This is a genomic window from Methylosinus sp. RM1 (assembly GCF_011378635.1).
Lineage (GTDB): Bacteria > Pseudomonadota > Alphaproteobacteria > Rhizobiales > Beijerinckiaceae > Methylosinus > Methylosinus sporium.
Genome location: NZ_WOVC01000051.1, coordinates 1 through 16,432 on the forward strand (window position 1 = coordinate 1; position 16,432 = coordinate 16,432).

At 59.9% G+C, this 16,432-nt stretch carries 18 protein-coding genes and 1 pseudogene; 12 read left to right on the forward strand and 7 right to left on the reverse strand.

The annotated features are described in order from the left end of the window. Positions 1 to 370 precede the first annotated feature (370 nt). Entirely contained in the window at positions 371 to 727 is a 357-nt protein-coding gene (locus FMZ75_RS19370) for a helix-turn-helix domain-containing protein (RefSeq protein WP_166145532.1), read from the forward strand. 76 nt (positions 728 to 803) lie between these two features. After that, complete coding sequence (locus FMZ75_RS19375) at positions 804 to 1,298, forward strand: ImmA/IrrE family metallo-endopeptidase (RefSeq protein ID WP_246729117.1); 495 nt, start codon at positions 804 to 806, stop codon at positions 1,296 to 1,298. Positions 1,299 to 1,392: 94 nt separating this feature from the next. Here FMZ75_RS19375 and FMZ75_RS19380 read toward each other — a convergent pair whose 3' ends face one another. The 3 genes from FMZ75_RS19380 to FMZ75_RS19390 are packed head-to-tail and all read right to left on the reverse strand — an operon-like array spanning position 1,393 to position 2,815. After that, positions 1,393 to 1,686, reverse strand: coding sequence for a type II toxin-antitoxin system RelE/ParE family toxin (locus FMZ75_RS19380; protein ID WP_207783533.1), 294 nt, complete (start codon positions 1,684 to 1,686; stop codon positions 1,393 to 1,395). Continuing rightward, positions 1,683 to 2,315, reverse strand: a complete 633-nt coding sequence (locus FMZ75_RS19385) for a hypothetical protein (RefSeq protein WP_166145538.1) — start codon at positions 2,313 to 2,315, stop codon at positions 1,683 to 1,685. The genes FMZ75_RS19380 and FMZ75_RS19385 overlap by 4 nt, the downstream gene beginning before the upstream one ends. Positions 2,316 to 2,335: 20 nt before the next feature. Then, positions 2,336 to 2,815, reverse strand: a complete 480-nt coding sequence (locus FMZ75_RS19390; RefSeq protein ID WP_207783534.1) for a hypothetical protein — start codon at positions 2,813 to 2,815, stop codon at positions 2,336 to 2,338. A 213-nt stretch (positions 2,816 to 3,028) separates the two neighbouring features. Between FMZ75_RS19390 and FMZ75_RS19395 the strand changes: the two genes are divergently transcribed. The 4 genes from FMZ75_RS19395 (at position 3,029) to FMZ75_RS19410 (ending at position 5,358) form a co-directional block, all read left to right on the forward strand. Beyond that, positions 3,029 to 3,703 carry a ParA family protein gene (locus FMZ75_RS19395; RefSeq protein ID WP_166145541.1) on the forward strand — a complete coding sequence of 225 codons (675 nt, stop codon included), beginning with the start codon at positions 3,029 to 3,031 and terminating at the stop codon, positions 3,701 to 3,703. Beyond that, positions 3,703 to 4,038 (forward strand): hypothetical protein, encoded by a 336-nt coding sequence (locus tag FMZ75_RS19400; protein WP_166145544.1) that lies wholly within the window; start codon positions 3,703 to 3,705, stop codon positions 4,036 to 4,038. Before FMZ75_RS19395 ends, FMZ75_RS19400 begins: the two co-directional genes overlap by 1 nt. A gap of 81 nt (positions 4,039 to 4,119) precedes the next feature. Further along, the gene (locus FMZ75_RS19405) at positions 4,120 to 4,335 is read left to right on the forward strand and encodes a hypothetical protein (RefSeq protein ID WP_166145547.1); all 216 of its coding nucleotides are present in this window, start codon (positions 4,120 to 4,122) and stop codon (positions 4,333 to 4,335) included. A gap of 270 nt (positions 4,336 to 4,605) precedes the next feature. Continuing rightward, on the forward strand, positions 4,606 to 5,358 hold the full coding sequence (locus FMZ75_RS19410; RefSeq protein ID WP_207783535.1) for a hypothetical protein: 753 nt from the start codon (positions 4,606 to 4,608) through the stop codon (positions 5,356 to 5,358). Positions 5,359 to 5,474: 116 nt separating this feature from the next. Here FMZ75_RS19410 and FMZ75_RS19415 read toward each other — a convergent pair whose 3' ends face one another. Then, positions 5,475 to 5,681, reverse strand: a complete 207-nt coding sequence (locus FMZ75_RS19415) for a helix-turn-helix domain-containing protein (protein ID WP_246729118.1) — start codon at positions 5,679 to 5,681, stop codon at positions 5,475 to 5,477. 219 nt (positions 5,682 to 5,900) lie between these two features. Between FMZ75_RS19415 and FMZ75_RS19420 the strand changes: the two genes are divergently transcribed. Further along, positions 5,901 to 6,404, forward strand: a complete 504-nt coding sequence (locus tag FMZ75_RS19420) for a hypothetical protein (protein WP_166145556.1) — start codon at positions 5,901 to 5,903, stop codon at positions 6,402 to 6,404. A gap of 625 nt (positions 6,405 to 7,029) precedes the next feature. On the opposite strand, the gene FMZ75_RS19425 is transcribed toward FMZ75_RS19420, so the two are convergent. Continuing rightward, on the reverse strand, positions 7,030 to 7,314 hold the full coding sequence (locus tag FMZ75_RS19425) for a hypothetical protein (RefSeq protein ID WP_166145559.1): 285 nt from the start codon (positions 7,312 to 7,314) through the stop codon (positions 7,030 to 7,032). A 77-nt stretch (positions 7,315 to 7,391) separates the two neighbouring features. Then, positions 7,392 to 7,772 (reverse strand): mobilization protein, encoded by a 381-nt coding sequence (locus tag FMZ75_RS19430; protein WP_166145562.1) that lies wholly within the window; start codon positions 7,770 to 7,772, stop codon positions 7,392 to 7,394. Between the two features lie 283 nt (positions 7,773 to 8,055). Here FMZ75_RS19430 and traA point away from each other — a divergent pair, with 283 nt between their 5' ends. From traA to FMZ75_RS19450, 4 genes are all read left to right on the forward strand, one after another. Continuing rightward, entirely contained in the window at positions 8,056 to 10,773 is a 2,718-nt protein-coding gene (gene traA, locus FMZ75_RS19435; RefSeq protein WP_166145565.1) for a Ti-type conjugative transfer relaxase TraA, read from the forward strand. A 67-nt stretch (positions 10,774 to 10,840) separates the two neighbouring features. After that, on the forward strand, positions 10,841 to 11,500 hold the full coding sequence (locus FMZ75_RS19440; protein ID WP_166145568.1) for a hypothetical protein: 660 nt from the start codon (positions 10,841 to 10,843) through the stop codon (positions 11,498 to 11,500). 113 nt (positions 11,501 to 11,613) lie between these two features. After that, positions 11,614 to 12,753: an acyltransferase gene (locus tag FMZ75_RS19445; RefSeq protein ID WP_166145571.1), complete on the forward strand. Its 1,140-nt coding sequence runs from the start codon at positions 11,614 to 11,616 to the stop codon at positions 12,751 to 12,753. Positions 12,754 to 12,896: 143 nt separating this feature from the next. Next, on the forward strand, positions 12,897 to 14,261 hold the full coding sequence (locus FMZ75_RS19450) for a TIGR03808 family TAT-translocated repetitive protein (RefSeq protein ID WP_166145574.1): 1,365 nt from the start codon (positions 12,897 to 12,899) through the stop codon (positions 14,259 to 14,261). On the opposite strand, the pseudogene FMZ75_RS19455 reads toward FMZ75_RS19450, so the two are convergent. Continuing rightward, positions 14,258 to 14,944: pseudogene (locus FMZ75_RS19455) on the reverse strand (IS630 family transposase); the annotation flags it as partial. The gene FMZ75_RS19450 and the pseudogene FMZ75_RS19455 sit on opposite strands and share 4 nt — an antisense overlap. 153 nt (positions 14,945 to 15,097) lie before the next feature. Between FMZ75_RS19455 and FMZ75_RS19460 the strand changes: the two are divergent. Beyond that, positions 15,098 to 16,261, forward strand: coding sequence for an acyltransferase (locus FMZ75_RS19460; RefSeq protein WP_166145577.1), 1,164 nt, complete (start codon positions 15,098 to 15,100; stop codon positions 16,259 to 16,261). The last annotated feature ends 171 nt before the right edge of the window (positions 16,262 to 16,432 follow it).

A 16,432-nucleotide genomic window follows, 5' to 3' on the forward strand; every position in this document is an offset into this window, starting at 1 on the left:
CTCGAGACGAACGATGAATGGGCCGTGCAGCGCGGTCGCTACATGACGCTGGCCACGATCGCGCCTTTGAGCGATGATCCGATCGTCAAGCTGTCCGCCGTGACCGCCTGAACATTCCGGCCAAAGCCGGAAATCCCGGTGTCCGCCTCGATCCAGCTACACCACGCTCTGGGGCACGATCCCTTCCCATGCTTCGCTGTGATGTACCGACCACTGATCGCACTCCGATAGTGGCCACCTGAGCCCTTGCCATTCGCCATTTTCAATACTCCGTGAGGAGCCCTGCTTGCGGGGGCGGTGAGCGATTGCTATATCGCAATCGACGGTGATATTGCTACACCGGCGTTAAATTGCAAGAAAGCAATCACGGATGGCCACAGAAAAAAAATTCGACGGGGATGCGTTCTTCTCGGCGATCGACGCGGAGAGGATCGCGCGGAGACTGACATGGAAGAAGGTCGCCGAGCAGGCAGGGGTGCCAGCGTCAACTCTTACCCGTATGTCGCAGGGCCGGAAGCCAGATGTAGACAGCCTGTCCGGCCTTTGCGCCTGGTCCGGACTAAATGCTGGAGATTTCATACGGGTTGAGGCTGGCAAAAAGACCCAAGCGGAGCCACTTGCGCAAATATCGGCACATCTGCGCGCCGATCCTAATCTCTCAAAAGAGGGCGCACAGGCCCTCGAAACACTGATTAAGACCGCCTATCAGCAGTTTCGCACCAAATGAAGAGAGCCTTTGCATGCGTCGCGGATTTAAAACCGAGGCTAATTGGTACGCACGTGAGATGAGGTTGGAGCTACATTTGGCTCCGCACGATCCGTTGTGCCCTTGGAAGCTGGCAGGCCATCTCGAAATTCCTCTCGTCACGCTGGCTCATTATCAGCAGGCCGCTCCCAAAGCTGTCGCATGGCTGCGGTCGGCACCGGGTCAGAGAGAATTTTCCGCCATTACGTTGTTCTATGGCCGCGAACCGCTGATCATTTACAACGACGCCCACCCTAGAAAGCGACAGGCTGCCGATATCGCCCATGAGCTCGCGCATGGGTTGTTGATGCACCCACCGAAGCCTCCCATTAATGTGGATGGCTCCCGCCACTATGATGACGAGCTTGAAGAAGAAGCTAATTGGCTCGGACCGGCGCTTCTCGTATCCGACGAGGCCGCTCTCCACATCGCCGAAAAGCAAATGGAGATCGATGCCGCTTCGGATCACTACGGCGCGAGCGTTCAAGTCGTGCGCATGCGCATGAATGTAAGCGGAGCTGCGAGGAGGGTCGCGCGCAGGCGAGCTGCCTAGTTCACCTGTGTCCCGATATGCTTCCTTGTGTGCCCTCAGCGCTTTTTCGAAAATTTGTGAAATTCACAAAAACGCGGCCTACCTGCGCTCATTTTCATTTCGGCCACTTCTGCGCGCCATGCAGCAGCCGCAGAATCTCGACGCGCTCGGGCTGTCGGCGCAGCCGATAAACAATGACGAATGGCGTTCGGGGGATAACCAGCTCTCGCGTGCCGGCGACGCGCCCACGCCGCCCGATCTTGGAATATTCGCTCAAAAGCACGTCGGCACCCTCCCTGACGGCGCGCGCCATCGCCAACGCACCTTGCGGGCTTTCCAGCTCGATATAGTCGAGGATGCGATCGAGATCCGCGGCTGCCTCTTTCTGCCAGAGAACCGGAATGCTCAAGCGCTGGCTCTTTCGTCACCGCCAGCAAAACAGGTGGGCGTTCCCAATTTCCGCAAAAGGAACGACACACTGAGGCCGACGATTTTTGCTGTTTCGAAGGGTTTTTTCGTCTCATCGGCCCATAGGGATTCGGCAAACGCCCATGCTTTCGATGTTTCAAAATCGGCGGCGTTCACAGGGCCATCCGGCAATCCAGCCCGAGCGCGATAGCGGAGCAAAATCGTCTTGTCGGTACCAGAAATTGCTCGGTCCTTCGCCGGGCGATCTTTGAGAAAACCGATGATCTGCGGCGGCGCTCCTGACACCGGGCCTTTGAATAAATAGACCTCCCGAAAAGACCATTCCGTTTCGTCGTCCGCACGAATAAAATCGAGGCGAGCATTCCAGACACGACGCCCCTTGGGGAAGCGTGCGGCGAAACCATCGATCGAAACGCGACTCTTCCCTAGGTCGATCATTTGCGGCGAACTGCCGTTGTATCGAAGGTCGCGCTCCCTTTGGAATTGTGCAGGGAGCGTAGCCTCATGCCCTCCATATCGGACGTGCGCCGTGTTCTCTCCTTCGCGGTAGGCAACAATAGGGAAAGGATGCATAAGCTCGCAGGAGTTCCAGAAGACACAACGTTCCATGGCGCGCTCTCCTTGAAAGCTCAAGCGTCAGTTTTCTTGTCGAGGCGAGTGATCCGCGCGTCGAGCTTTGCCATGACGGTTCCGTGGGGAATCCATTCGGCTTCGCCACTGTCGGCGCGCGCCAGAGATTTTTCGACCTCGGCGCGGAACCATGCGTCGTGCTCAGCGGCTTCGTGCTTGTGCTTCATCCGCGCGGCTTGATCGGGACGCCGCCGGGCGCCGGCGTCGGGCGCATGCGCCTGTGTATCGACCTCGAAGCGGGCGACGCCCAGCTCGTCACGCACGAAGGCGGCCGCCGTGGCGAGATTGCGCCAGAGGCGCGGGGTACGGGCGCGCTGCGCGGCAACGGCGCGTTCCAGGGCGCCGTAGCGCACGAGAACGGCCCACCCGCCAGGCTGGCCGAGGACGACGGCGCCGCGAATGGCGTGTGCCTCGACGAGGCTCTGGACGGCCTTGCCGTCGATGACTTCCGGCTGCGCTGCCCTCATTTTTTCCACCATATCTTCTAAGTCTGAGATGTGTGAGTATTTAGTGTGGCCGCATAGGAGTCCAGGAGAATCTGCGGTTTTGGTTCCAAGCCGCCAATTCACGTCGCAGAGGTCGCTGCCGTTTGTCGATAGTATGGTAGCTACCCTATGGTAGCTAATGGTAGCTTTACGGTCTATTCATAGCTTCGTTCCATGTCATCCAGAGTTGGCTCGAAGGAGGTTCAGATGCCTGTCGTCGTCGTCGCAAACCCCAAAGGGGGAGCCGGAAAAAGCACGCTTTCCCTCGTTCTTGGAACAGCCCTGGCGTCACAAGGCGCGAGCGTCACGCTTATCGATTGCGATCCAAATCGCCCGATCGTGGACTGGAAGACAGGACCATCCGCCTCAAAAGTTCGTGTTATCGGCGACGTGACCGAGAGCACCGTCATTTCGGTAATTCAGGAAGAAGCGAAAACCAGACAATTCGTGATTGTCGATTTGGAGGGAACAGCCAGCAGGCTCGTTTCCCGGGCCATTGCGCGGGCATCTCTTGTGCTAATCCCCTTACAAGGAAGCGCTGTTGACGCCCGACAGGCAAGTCGAGCGGTCGGCCTTATCCGGGAAGAAGAAGAGCTTATTGAACGGAAAATTCCATTCCGGCTCGTCTTTACTCGGACCAGTGCGGCAATCCAGAGCCGGATCGACAGAAAAATTGTCGCTTCTCTCGAAACGGCATCCATTCCCACCCTGGCGACACATCTTCATGAACGATCTGCCTATAAGGCGATGTTCGTGGACAAACTGACCCTCGACGAATTGGACCCGGCCGCAGTCAATGGCCTCGAAGCGGCGCGTGAAAACGCAATGAAACTGGCATTGGAACTCGTTTCCGTCGCCACGAACGCGAAGGAGGCTGCGTGATGAGCGATCCTTTTGGGTTTGCGACAGCAAATCGTGTTGCCGCCAAAATTGCAGAGATCAAGCCTGAGGGGGAAAAGGGGGCAGAGCCGCCTCTGGCGGCGTTGGACAAGGCCGCCGATCAACTCGGTTTTCACAGCAGGGAAGCGGATGAAACCAAACTCGTGCGTCGGCGCCGAGAGGTCGGGGCCGGGGCGCAGTTGAACGTCAAATGCCCTATCCCGGTCTACAATAGATTTATTAGGTTTTGCGATCAGGAGCGCCTTCCATACTGGGAGGGTATCGAGAGGCTCCTCGATCTGGCGGAGGTTTCGAAGACGGGGGAGCGCAAACGCTAAACTGTCACATAAAGAGGCATTGCCTCTTGCTCAAAGCTCTCGACTCAGACAGTCTCGACTAGTCGAACGAGGTGAATCGAGTTGGACCTTCGAAAAATCAAAGCTGTATCCAAGGCCGCATCCCGAAAGCGGATGCAGGAAGCGGGATTCTACGAGACGACCGTATTCGTCCACGAGAGCACCCGCGTGGCGATGGATGCAGCAATCGCGCGGGGCCAATTCAAAACACGTCGTGAGGCCATGGAGCACGCCATTTCCAGCGTGTTCCGTGCAGAGGAACGCGCGAGCCGCGCTTGACCCCTGAAAAGCAAAACGGCCCGGTGCTGGTAACACCTGGCCGTTGATGACGACTGTGGGAGCCGCCGAGATTGCCCGGCAAATCTCCCACAGCCCGAGTTTCGTGTCAACGCAAAGCCGAGAGGTTTTGCGAACGGCGGAGCTATGTTTTCAACCGGCGAGCCTTGCTCATCCGGCGATGGAGACGTGCGCCTAGACGCCAGACATGAACTTTGCTGATCGGGAGGTTTTCGCGGCCCTGGAGAAGGGCCTATGACTTCGTTGGAATTTTTGACCGCGATCAGCGGCACGAAATCTCTTTCCGCTCTCGACGGATTCGCCCGCGCCATTTGGGCCGATTGGGGGGAAGGGCGGCTCACCGACGAGCAGGCGAGCGCGTTGGCGGAGGCGCTGGAGGCCCGCAAGCGAGAGGTGCGTGGAATCGACACCGTGGCCAACCGGGCGCCACAGGTCGCCGCGCTGGCGAAGGGGGAGGGGCGACCGAGCCACTTCCCACCCAAGCGAAAGGCGGTGCGCTCGCCCGATCGGCGTCCGTCGATCGAGCGGCGCCGAACCCTCGCGGCGTCCGGTCCGATGCCTCCTCGACTCGCAAGCAGGTTCACGACGGGGGAACTCGCCGCCCTGCGCATCGTCGCCGATGCGACGCGCGAGCGTGGCGCCTGTTTTCTGACTCTGGGAGAGATCGCCGCGCGGGCCGGGGTGTGCGTCACCACGGCCAGGAACGCCTTGCGGACGGCCGCGCGCGAAGGGCTCGTGACAATCGAGGAGCGCCGGCGCGACAAGCGGCCGAACCTCGCCAATGTGGTGCGCGTGGTGTCGCGGGAGTGGAAGACATGGATCGAGCGGAGCGCCAAACGAAGTGAGCGTGCGCGCAGCGGTCCGGCCGAGAGGGGAGGGTGCAAAAAAGCAGGGGCCACGGATAAAGGTTCTTTCAGAACCTTACTCAGAGACCGCGTTTCACGCGGTCGACTTTCCAAAAATGCCCTCCTCGAGACGCCAAACAGCGTCTCGCTGCGGACATAAGCTTTACGCGGCTCCGCCGCGAAGAGGCTTTTCGGTGAAAGTGGCGCGGCGAGGTTCGGTAAAACGAACAGAGGGAGGAGCTCAATCCTCCGAACGGCAACCGTTGCTTGCCGTTATCACGGCGCGTCGTCGAAAGCCTGCTGCAGAAATTGAGCAAAAACGGCGCTCGGATCGAGATCCATCGCTTTTACAAATTCAGCAAATTCGACCACGTCGAGACGACGTTCGCCGCGCTCGTATTTCGAGACGAAAGATTGTGTCCGGCCGATGCGTTCGGCGAGTCCTTCCTGGGTGAGACCGGCGCGCTCGCGCGCGGCGATCATCAACGCCAGAAAATCCTTGTAGGGCTTGCTGTGGACCGAGCGGCCCATCCCGGGCTGCTCCGGTTATGAAAGACCGGACTGGAAATAAAGTCGTTTTCAGACTAGTCCAAAATCGACTATTCTGGGTGCGCGCTGAACGCCGGCTGATCCGGCCAAGGGAGGCGTCGGCCTCCCGCCGGAAGATTTCAGACGAACCTGTTTTTTAGAAAAGATTGCGCAATGCCTTCTGCACGCCCGACCCTATCAGGCTATCTGATCGATCCCGCCGCCGCGACGATCCTAGCTGTCGAACTCGATCCGACGCATTTTCACCGCACTCTCCGCCGGTTGATCGGGTGCGTCGACATGGAACAGGTCCATCTCGACGACGCCCATGTCGCCTATTGCGACAGCCGAAGGACGACGGAGCCGGTCACGGGGCTCTGGACATCCCCGGCTCATGGAAGCCGACCACCAATCGCCGGCAGGGCCGTAATCGTCGGAAACGACGGCGCGTCCATCCCTGCGCTTCCCCTGCGAATTTTCGCCGCGACTATTACCGCCTATCGCCCGGTGATCATTCCCGACGCCGTCGCTCTCGCGCGGTTGGCCGAGCTCCACGCCGCGGAGCAGTACGGCGCCTTTCGGCGACAGGTTCGAATTGACGGCTTCCAACTGGAAATCGAGCGCCATCGCCCGCTGACCATCGATGACGATGGCCGAAAATCGGATGGACCTTTCTGAAGCATTTTGGAGAAGACGCCGTGGAAAGATACATAATTCTGGTCGATGTGGATCGACCTGGCGAAACTTTCGAAGTCGAAGTTCTCGCTGTCGACGAGAGAGTTCTGAAAGTAGCGGTCCCGAACACCGTCGTTCAGTTCAGCTTGTTTCGTCGAGGACGCGCTTATGAAGGCGCTCTCGGCGGGCGCATATTTCGGTTCATGCCAACGGCCGCCGACACGCAAAAGCGCATTCATGAAAACATCCAGAAATAACGCACGAACAATGTCGGGGCGACGAAGGCCGCCTCACCGACAAAGAAGCGCTTGCTCAAATCGAGGAGCGCCTCGAGACGGGCCTTCGCTCTATGGGCTTGGAAGGGGAGCCGTTGTCCCTGCAGCTTCGATCTCGTCGAGCCAGGCCCGAAGATTCTGCTTCATCCGGCATTCGATTTCGGCCAGGCGGAGCCCCTTGTCCGCGAGCTCGAGAACGAGATCGGCGATTTCATCGTCCTCTGGACCGAACAGCGGCTAGTCCACTAGGCCATTACAAAAATCGGCTGGCTCACGAGAGCATCCTCTGGCGCAGTTTCAATGATCCGTTCTTCGCACCCGGCGACTGAACTGGTATTTTCCGCTGGCGCGGCTCACTCACCCTCCTGCCGCTTCAATCGGCGCGCCACGGAGCAGTTCAATCTGTCTATGATGAATTTGGCGCGTTCGAGGTCGACGAGGTTTTCAGTCGCCATGAAATCTTTGAAAACACGATCGCAAATTTGTCGTTGCTCCTGTCCTGCGTCTGGAATGGCAACGGGAACCATATAGCTGATCGTCACGATGGTCAGGACCATCATTGCAACCATGAAAAGGCCGGCGGCGGAAAACCAAATGAGGTTTTGTCTGGCGACTACGACCGTGGCGTCGGGTTGCATGATCGACTCCTCTCGATTTGAAAAATCGGCTCGTCGAATAGCGGATTCTATATGGGACGCCGTTGGTCACGCCGAGTTCAGGCGATCGATACCTTGGCGGCGAGAGTCGTATCTTCAGCATATGTCGTCGCCCCGAGCGAAGCCGACGCGCTGCTGGCTTCGGTCTCTTGCAGCGGCGGCGCCGTAACCTTCTCTTCCGTCTGCCCGAGCAACTCGGTGAACAGCACTTTGTCGGAATCGCGCGTGAGGAATCCCGGCAGCTCGCGGCGCAGCCAGTCGCCGAGGCGCTTCGAGAACTCCTGAGCGCCGCTGTTCTCCAGCCGATGCAGAACGAGAGCGCCGAGCAGAACCTTGCGACGTGTGTCGTCGGCGCGTTCCTGCTTTCCTTGACGAGCTTGCAGGGCTTTCTTGCGGGCGTCGAGCCGGGCGATGCGTTCGGCAATGGTCTTACGCGCCATGGGAAATTCCTTCGAGACGATCAATTCGTGAAGCTCGAATCATAGCCGTACGAAAAGCAACGGCCAAGCGCTTTCATGAGTGCGACGTTGGCGCGATCCATTTCAAGGATTTCGGTGTCACGCTCTGATCTTACAATGCTCGCGGATATCTTGCCACAGGATGGACACCTTGAACGATAGGAGCGTAGCGGAAGATTGTTCAAGGGCGCACTTACGAGTTGCTTCGCAACTCTGGCGCAGCTATGCTGCCTAAAATTCGGCATCTGATTTCGAGCATATCTCATTGGCGATCTATCACCTTTCCATGAAGCCTGTCGGCCGTGCGTCCGGCCGTAGCGCCGTGGCTGCATCGGCCTATCGATCTGGCGAATGTCTCACCAATGAACGCGACGGCCTCACGCATGACTTCACGCGGCGCGACGGCGTCGAGCACAGCGAGATCGTCATTCCTCTCGGCTCCGGCGCGGAATGGGCGCTCGACCGTTCGGCCTTGTGGAACGCCGCCGAAGCGGCCGAGAAGCGCGTCGACGCCCGCGTAGCGCGGGAATTCGAGATCGCGCTGCCGCATGAATTGACCGCCGCTCAGCGCGAAGAGCTTTGCCGGGAATTCGCGCGCGGATTGGCCGATCGATATGGGGCCGCGGTCGATTTCGCGATCCATTCGCCGCAGCAGGCGAGCGATATTCGTAATCATCATGCGCATCTGATGATGACGACGCGGGCGGTGACGGCCGATGGGCTCGGCGAAAAGACGGCGATCGAGCGGGAGAACAAATGGCTCCTCGCGCGCGACATTCCCAGCTCGCAGGCTCAGCTGCGAGACATTCGCCAGAGCTGGGAGCAAATGGCCAATGAGCATCTGGCGCGCGCCGGTCTGGAGATTCGGATCGATCATCGGTCGCATATGGAGCGCGGTCTGGAAATCGAGCCGAGCGATCACCTAGGCGTTCACGCGACGCAGATGGAACGGAGCGGCCAAGCGGTGGCGCGCGCGCGGGTCGACAGCGAGACGGCGCGCCGCAACGCCGAATTGATCCGTGAGAAGCCGGAGCAGGTTCTCTCGGTCATCACCGGCGAGAAGAGCGTGTTCGACCGGCGCGATGTCGCGCGGGCGCTGCATCGCGCGATCGATGGCTCGGAGACTTTTCAAGCAGCCTTCGCCAGTGTGATGGCGAGCCCGGCGCTGATCGAGCTGCAAGGCGAGCGGCGCGGGCCAGACGGACGCATCATCGAGGCCGCGCGCTATTCGACGCGCGAGATGGTGGAGATCGAGCGCGGCATGGTCCTGTCGGCCGTGCGGCTGAGCGAGACGCGAGAACATGGCGTCGCGAGGCGCCATGTCGAGGCGTCGCTGGCCGTGCGGCCCTTCCTGTCCGAGGAGCAGCAGGAGGCGGTTCGCTGCCTCGCCGGCGGGGAGGGGATTTCCGTCGTGGTCGGGCTCGCCGGGGCGGGCAAGTCGACGATGCTGTCCGCCGCGCGCGACGCATGGGAGCGCGCCGGCTATTCCGTCCATGGGGCGGCGCTGTCGGGCAAGGCGGCCGAGGGCCTCGAGCAATCGTCGGGGATCGCTTCGCGGACGCTCGCGTCCTGGGAAGCCGGATGGAGCGCCGGGCGGGGAGAACTAGGCAGGGGCGACGTCTTCGTCATCGACGAGGCCGGCATGGTGTCGTCGCGGCAATTGGCGTCGTTCATCGGCGCGGCCGAGAAGGTGGGCGCCAAGATCGTGCTCGTCGGCGATCCGGAGCAATTGCAGCCGATCCAGGCCGGGGCGGCGTTCCGGGCCGTCGCCGAGCGCGTCGGCTTCGCGGAACTCGCGCAGGTGCGCCGGCAGGCAGAGGGATGGCAGCGGCAGGCGTCGCAGGAATTCGCGCGGCATCGCACGGAGGACGGGCTCGCCGCCTATGCCGATCGCGGCGCCGTGCGGTTCTCGGAGACGCGGGACGAGGCGATCGACGCGATCGTGCGGGACGTCGGGCGCGACATGCGGGAGCGTCGGGAGGGCAGCCGCCTGGTGCTGGCGCATCGGCGCGCCGATGTCCGTGAGCTGAACGCCGCGATCCGTGGGGCGCGCCAGGCAGCGGGCGAGCTGGGACAGGGAGAGGACGCCGGCGAGCGGCGGTTCATGACCAATGATGGGGAGCGGGCGTTCGCGGCGGGCGACCGCGTCATCTTTCTGGAGAACAATCGCGACCTCGGCGTGAAGAACGGAATGCTCGGCGTCGTGTCGGAGGTCTCGGAGGGGCGGCTCTCGGCGCGGCTCGACTATGCGGAGGGGCCGGGCCGGGGGCGGGAGGTAGCCGTCTTGCTGGCCGACTATGCGGCGATCGATCACGGCTATGCGACGACGATCCACAAATCCCAAGGGGTGACGGTCGACCGCGCCTATGTGCTGGCGTCGGAGGGGATGGACAGGCATCTCTCCTATGTGGCGATGACGCGGCATCGGGAGGAGGCGCGGCTCTATGTCGGGCGCGACCAGTTCGCGGATCTCCGCGAGCTGTCGGCTCGGCTGTCGCGCTCCGGGGCGAAGGAGACGACGCTCGATTACGCCGAGCGGCGCGGGATCGCGGCGGAATTCGGCGTGCGCAGCGACATAGAGGTTTCGCGCGACGTCCAAGGGCGCGCGCCGGAGGCCGGCGGCGAGCGTGTGGAGGTCGCGAGAGAGGACGGCCCGGACGAGACGCGCCGCGACAGTCAGGCGCAGGGGCGAGACGGCGAGATAACGCCGGCGGGGCCGGCGGGTGCGCATCCAGAGGATGACGCCGCTGCGGCAGGAGCGCGTCGACAGGCGCTCATTCAAGAGGCGAAGCTCGCCTTCTACAAATCGCAGGGCGCCGCGAAGGCCCGCGAGGCCTTCCAGCAGGCGGAGGCGCGGCGAGCCGAGGAGGCCGAGCGCCAGCGCGCCGAAGCGGAGCGGCAGCAGGAACAGCAGCGGCAGGAAGAGGTCGACCGCGAGCAGGCGGCGCGGCAGCGGTTTCGCGGTCCCGGGCCGGGGTGGTGATTTTCGAGAGTGGCTTTTGATCGAGGAGATTTGAGAAATGGCGGCGGAATCTGGCGACGGCAAAATCATGGAGGAGCTCGGCGGGCTGCTCGTGCACGCCGAACAAGCGCAGGCCGCTCTCGACAAGGGGCTGGCCCAGCAAGCGCGGCACGCCGAGGCCATCGCGCGGCTGATCCTCCATGCGGAGCTGGTTCTGAAACAGCTCCGCGCCGAGGCGGAGCAGATCGGAGCGCGGGCCGAACAGGCCGGAGCCGAGGCCGTGCGCGAGCAGGTGCGGGAGAGCCTTTCCCAGGCGGGCGCCAAAGTCGGCAAGGCGGCGGGGATCGCGTTCGCGCCGCTGGTGGAAGGCTTCACGCAGCAGATCGAGGACGCGCGCCGCGCTGCAATCATTCTCGACAAGCAGGCGGCGAAATTTTCCGATCGCGCGTTCGCCGTCATCTTGGCAGGCGTGGTCAGCGCCCTGGCGCTGATCGGGTTCGGCCTGTGGGCGGCGCTCTCTTGGCAACGGGCGGAGCTGGCGAATCTGGCGCTGGAAAAGGCCGATCGGCAGGGCGAGATCGACGGCATGAAGATGACTGCGCAAAAAATGCGGGATCAGGGATTGAAGATCGAATTCGGGAGCTGTGGTGAGCACAAAGGCCGCGTACGGGTTTGCGTCGCTGTCGAGCCGGGATTGAAACACTGGGGAACCGAGCAGGCGCCGTTCGCCATTCTGAAAGGCTATTGAGGCGAGATGTGAAGGCCTCACGATTCACCTATTTCTAGATTCAGGGGGCAGACGTACCCACCAAAGACGGGCTCTATATCCTCACTCGCTTGACCAGCTGATGAGCGCCATCCATGCAGTCCACAAATAATTCGGCCAGGTATGTTGTGCTGGACAGCTATCGTTTTTTAGCTGCGAGCGGCGTCGTCCTATTTCATTATAATATTGACTTTCAGTTGGGGTTGGCGACGCGGTTTACCATTGTCGCAAATCTCAGTTGCATGGTCGATTTTTTTTTCATGCTCAGCGGCTTCGTCATGGTGCAGGGTTATCGGAGCCGTCTGGGATCTGCTCGGGAATACGGGGAGTTTCTACGGGCCCGGTGGGCGCGCATCTATCCGTTGCACGTCCTGATTTTGGCTTGCTATCTGTTGCTCATCGCCATTGCGCATCTTCTGCACGTTCAGCCCAATCACCCGGAGATATTGGCGCTTTCTGGCCTGCCGGCGAATCTGCTCCTCGTGCAAGCCTGGGGGTTCCTCGACCATCCGAGTTTTAATGTGCCCTCGTGGTCGATAAGCGCGGAGTGGTTTGTCTACCTGCTGGCGCCCGCCGTCTTCGCTATCGTTCGCCGTGTCAGTCTCTCGTTTAGCATGCTTTGCACCCTGCTGATGGTGGCCGCCATGATTGTAGTTCACAATGCACTCGGCGCACAGGATTGGATGGACTTGACGTATCAGTTTGGAATGTTGCGCGCCCTCCCCAGCTTCTTTGCCGGCGCCGCGACCGCCGAGGCGATATGCAATGGCCAGTTACGCGGCAAGCCATCCTGGTGGACTGTCCACGCGCTGGCTGCGAGTGCGCTGGTCGTGCTGTCACTCGACGTTCGGCGTGAATTGGTCTTGCCGGTTTTCTGCTCGCTCATCGTTTTCGCTGCTCTTGCTGATGCAGGCAAGGTCCCCTCTGTAATGAAGAACCGAGTTCTCCTCGTTCTCGGGGAGAGTTCTTACGCGCTCTATATGTCGCACGTTCTTGTGAGTGTGCCGCTTCTGGTAGCGGCGCGGCGTCTGCATCTAATCGAGACGCCGTGGACCTTCGCCTTCGCCTTTGCAAGTTTCGGGATTACGATCGTACTGTCCTTGCTTTCCTACCGCTACTTCGAACGGCCTATGCGGAGTTGGATTACGCGAGTCGCCAAAACGCCTTCGGCGAATCCTAGCCGAGACAGCGTATCGACGACCTCGTCTTCGAGTACGATACGCGGAGGAGACTAGAAATATCAATGATTCCCCCTTAAGCTGCGTCGCGGCTATTCCGTCAAGGAGGAAGTCGTAATCGCGCATTTAAGTGCAGTTAAATGGATTCTTGCTGCGCGATTTATAAGTAATTTCATCTACTTGCCTTGGAGATTTGAGCTGTGACTCTCTATACGAAAACGTCCGACACTGCGGTCATCCTTCAGAATGCGGCATCGTCTCCGGGCGCCGGATGGTCCACCGTGGCCAATGTTCAAGCTGCATTTGACCAAGCTCGAAGCGGTGGCCTTCCATTGTTCATTAAACCAGGCGTCTATGCAACAACAGAAATTCTCGTGAACTCCAGCACTGGAGGGGGACAAACCCTGGCCGTTTATGCAATTCCGGGCACGGTTGTGTTGCAGCTCACGTCTGGAAACAATCTTTTGAATATTAGTGGCATATTTTGCTGTAAAATTGATGGCATCAACTTCAACGGAAACAACGTTAGTTTCACTAATTTAAGCGATTCCTCGGCGCTTCTCTCTGTCACCAACGCGCCATATATCGAAATAACCAACAATCAGTTCTATAATTCGGTGGCTTGTGGCGTATATGTCTCTGGTTCAGCTTGCACGATACGAGATAACCTCGTCTATCAATGCAGCTACGGTGTTTGGACAGTAGATGCCGTTTCACGTATCAATGGCAACACGGTCCAGAATTGTGCCAATAACGGTATATTGATTTGGACATCGACCGTCACGGGCAACGGCAGCATCGTATCCGAGAATAATATCAATGGCATTCAAAGCGGAAGTGGCACGGGTCAAAATGGGAATGGCATTCTCGTCTTCCGCGCGGTCGCTGTCACAATAACGGCAAACACCATCAGCGGGTGTCAATATTCCGCGATCCGATGCAATGGCGGCGGAGATTTCGTTATTCAAGGCAATAACTGCTATGGTTCCCGGGAGATGGCGATATTCATCGAAGCGCCAACCGCGGGGATCGACCTGAACGGCGCTGTCGTCTCGGGGAACATTATCGATACGGCGGGCAATGGAATCGCGGTCGCCAATTCGGGAGCCGGTGGTCAAGGCACCGCAAAGAGCGTCACCATCACGGGCAACCGTGTGACCAACATCATTCATCAGACGATAAATGATCCGGGATATGTTCCGACTGTCAGCATCGCCTACGGCATTTATGCGGAAGGCGCCGCCGTCATTTCGGGCAACCTCGTTGATGGAGCCGCAGGAATTGGGATCAACCCAGGCCATAATGCATCGACCCACGATCTTAATGTCAATGGCAATTTGGTTTTGAATAGTCCGATCGGCATTGGCTACAGTGCTCAAAGCGGAGCCGGGCAGATTGTCATTTCGAGCAACCAAATTCAGGGTGCGACGGGAGGTGCGATCGTGTCTGTCGTGTACAACGACAGCACCGGCACTGTTGCACGCGTGTCGGGTAGCACCGACTACGGAAACCAGTACGACACCCAGATCGGCAATGTCTTCGTGGGAAACAATCGATCTTATTAGATGTGACTAGTGCACTTTGCAGGCTTCGTCCAGATGAAAGGCTCGGCGGATTTGTTGTGCTGCCGGATATAGCGGGCGATCTCGGCTTCGAGCTCGGGCACGGATTTGAACACGCCGCGACGGATTTTACGGCGCGTGATCGTCGAGAAAAACCCCTCGACGGCGTTCAACCACGAGGCTGAGGTCGGCGTGAAGTGGAAGGTCCAGCGTGGGTGATCGGCGAGCCACTTCATGACCGCGGGATGCTTGTGGGTCGCGTAGTTGTCGAGGATGGCGTGGATGACCTTGCCCGCCGGCACGGCACGCTCGACCGCGGAGAGAAAGCGGATGAACTCCTGATGCCGATGCTGCTTCATGCAACGACCGATGACGGTTCCGTGCAGGATATCGAGCGCGGCGAACAGGGTGGTCGTGCCGTTTCTCTTGTAATCGTGGGTCATGGTCCCGCATTTTCCGGGTTTGAGCGGCAGCCCGGGCTGTGTGCGGTCGAGCGCCTGGATCTGGCTCTTCTCGTCGATGGAGACCACGACGGCGTGAGCCGGCGGGTCCATGTAGAGGCCGACGACATTCTCGACCTTCTCGGCAAATTGTGGATCGGTCGACCGCTTGAATGTTCGGATGCGATGCGGCTGGAGGCGATGCTTTTCCCAGAGGCGCTGCACCGCCCGCAGCGAACCCCCCATGATGCTGACAGTCTGGGTCATGAGCACGGACTCGCACATTGTGGTGCGTCTTTGAATCCTTTGTCGGTGTCGTGCACTAGCTGAGCCCGTTCCCGCCTTTTTCACCATCGGCCGGGGCGTCACCTCTGATTTTATCGAAGCGAGGATTTTTTTATGCGGTTTCGTGTGCTCGATGGTTGGCGAGGAGTTTGCGCCCTTTGCGTCGCGCTGTTTCATCTGGACATCCTCTCCCCGGTCTATTCCGCCGGCTTTGTCCGCAACTCCTGGCTCTTCGTCGATTTCTTCTTTGTTCTCAGCGGTTTTGTCATCACCCACGGCTATGCTGAACGGCTGGCCACAGGCCGAGTCTTTGCCGACTTCGCATTGCGGCGGTTTTGGCGGGTTTGGCCTCTGCATATCGTGGTCTTGATCGCTTTCCTCGCCGTCGAAGGAGCGAGAAGCCTCATACAGGCGCAGGGCCTCGTGACCTTCGCCGATCCGCCCTTCTCGGGAGCGACGGCGGCGACCCGGCTTCCCTCGAATATTTTGCTGCTGCAGGCGCTGGGGATCAACGATCGCCTGACCTGGAACGGTCCGAGCTGGAGCATCAGCTCGGAATTCTGGACCTATCTGATCTTTGCGGGGACTTTGTCTCTCTCTGGCCTGGCGGCGAGACGCTTTGCCATTTTCTCGGAAATGCGCACCACCGCCTTTGTGCTGGCGGCGCTGCTCGCCGCGAGCTATGCGGCGCTCGTCTCTCTCTCCCGGGACATCGACGTTTCTTTTAACTTGGGTTTGCTTCGGTGCCTTTCCGGCTTCCTCGCGGGATATTTCACTTACCGGGCGTGGTGCGCCGCGACGCCGAAATTCGGCTCGTCGGCGGAATTATCCGTTCTCGCGGTCGTCATTGTCTTCGTCGCCACGGCCGGGCATGGAGCGGCCTCCTTTGCGGCTCCGCTGGTGTTCTCCGTGGCAGTCTATGTTTTTGCGTCGGAACAAGGCCTGATTTCCGCCTGGATGAGCCGTCCCCTGTTCGATTGGCTCGGACGCTCGTCATATTCGATCTATCTCTGGCACGCCTTCATCATCGCCAATTTGATCGATCGTCCCGTTCAATTCATCGCAAAGGCGACGCATAGGGATCTGACGACATTCGTCGCGGGATTCGACGGCTCGCCGCTGAAGGTGATCACGCTCGGCGGAGACGTTGCGTCTCTCGCCGTCACCATCGCTTATCTCGCGACAGTGCTGGCCGTCGCCGGACTCAGCAGGCGCTGGATCGAGGCTCCATCCGCAAAATTATCCGGAATGCTTTTCCGAAGACGGCTCGCCCCCTGAAAAGCGCTCCTCCGGTACCCCGCGAGAGCTGAAGAAGTGATCGCCTCGAGTGTCTGAAAGGTAAGCGCCGTTTCCGTCCCATTGCCGCTGGAATGGAAGAGCAGCTTGCAATTCGTTGCGACAAGGCATTGCAAGCCTTTGGCGCAAAGCTTTGCCAGCGATTGGTTCAGC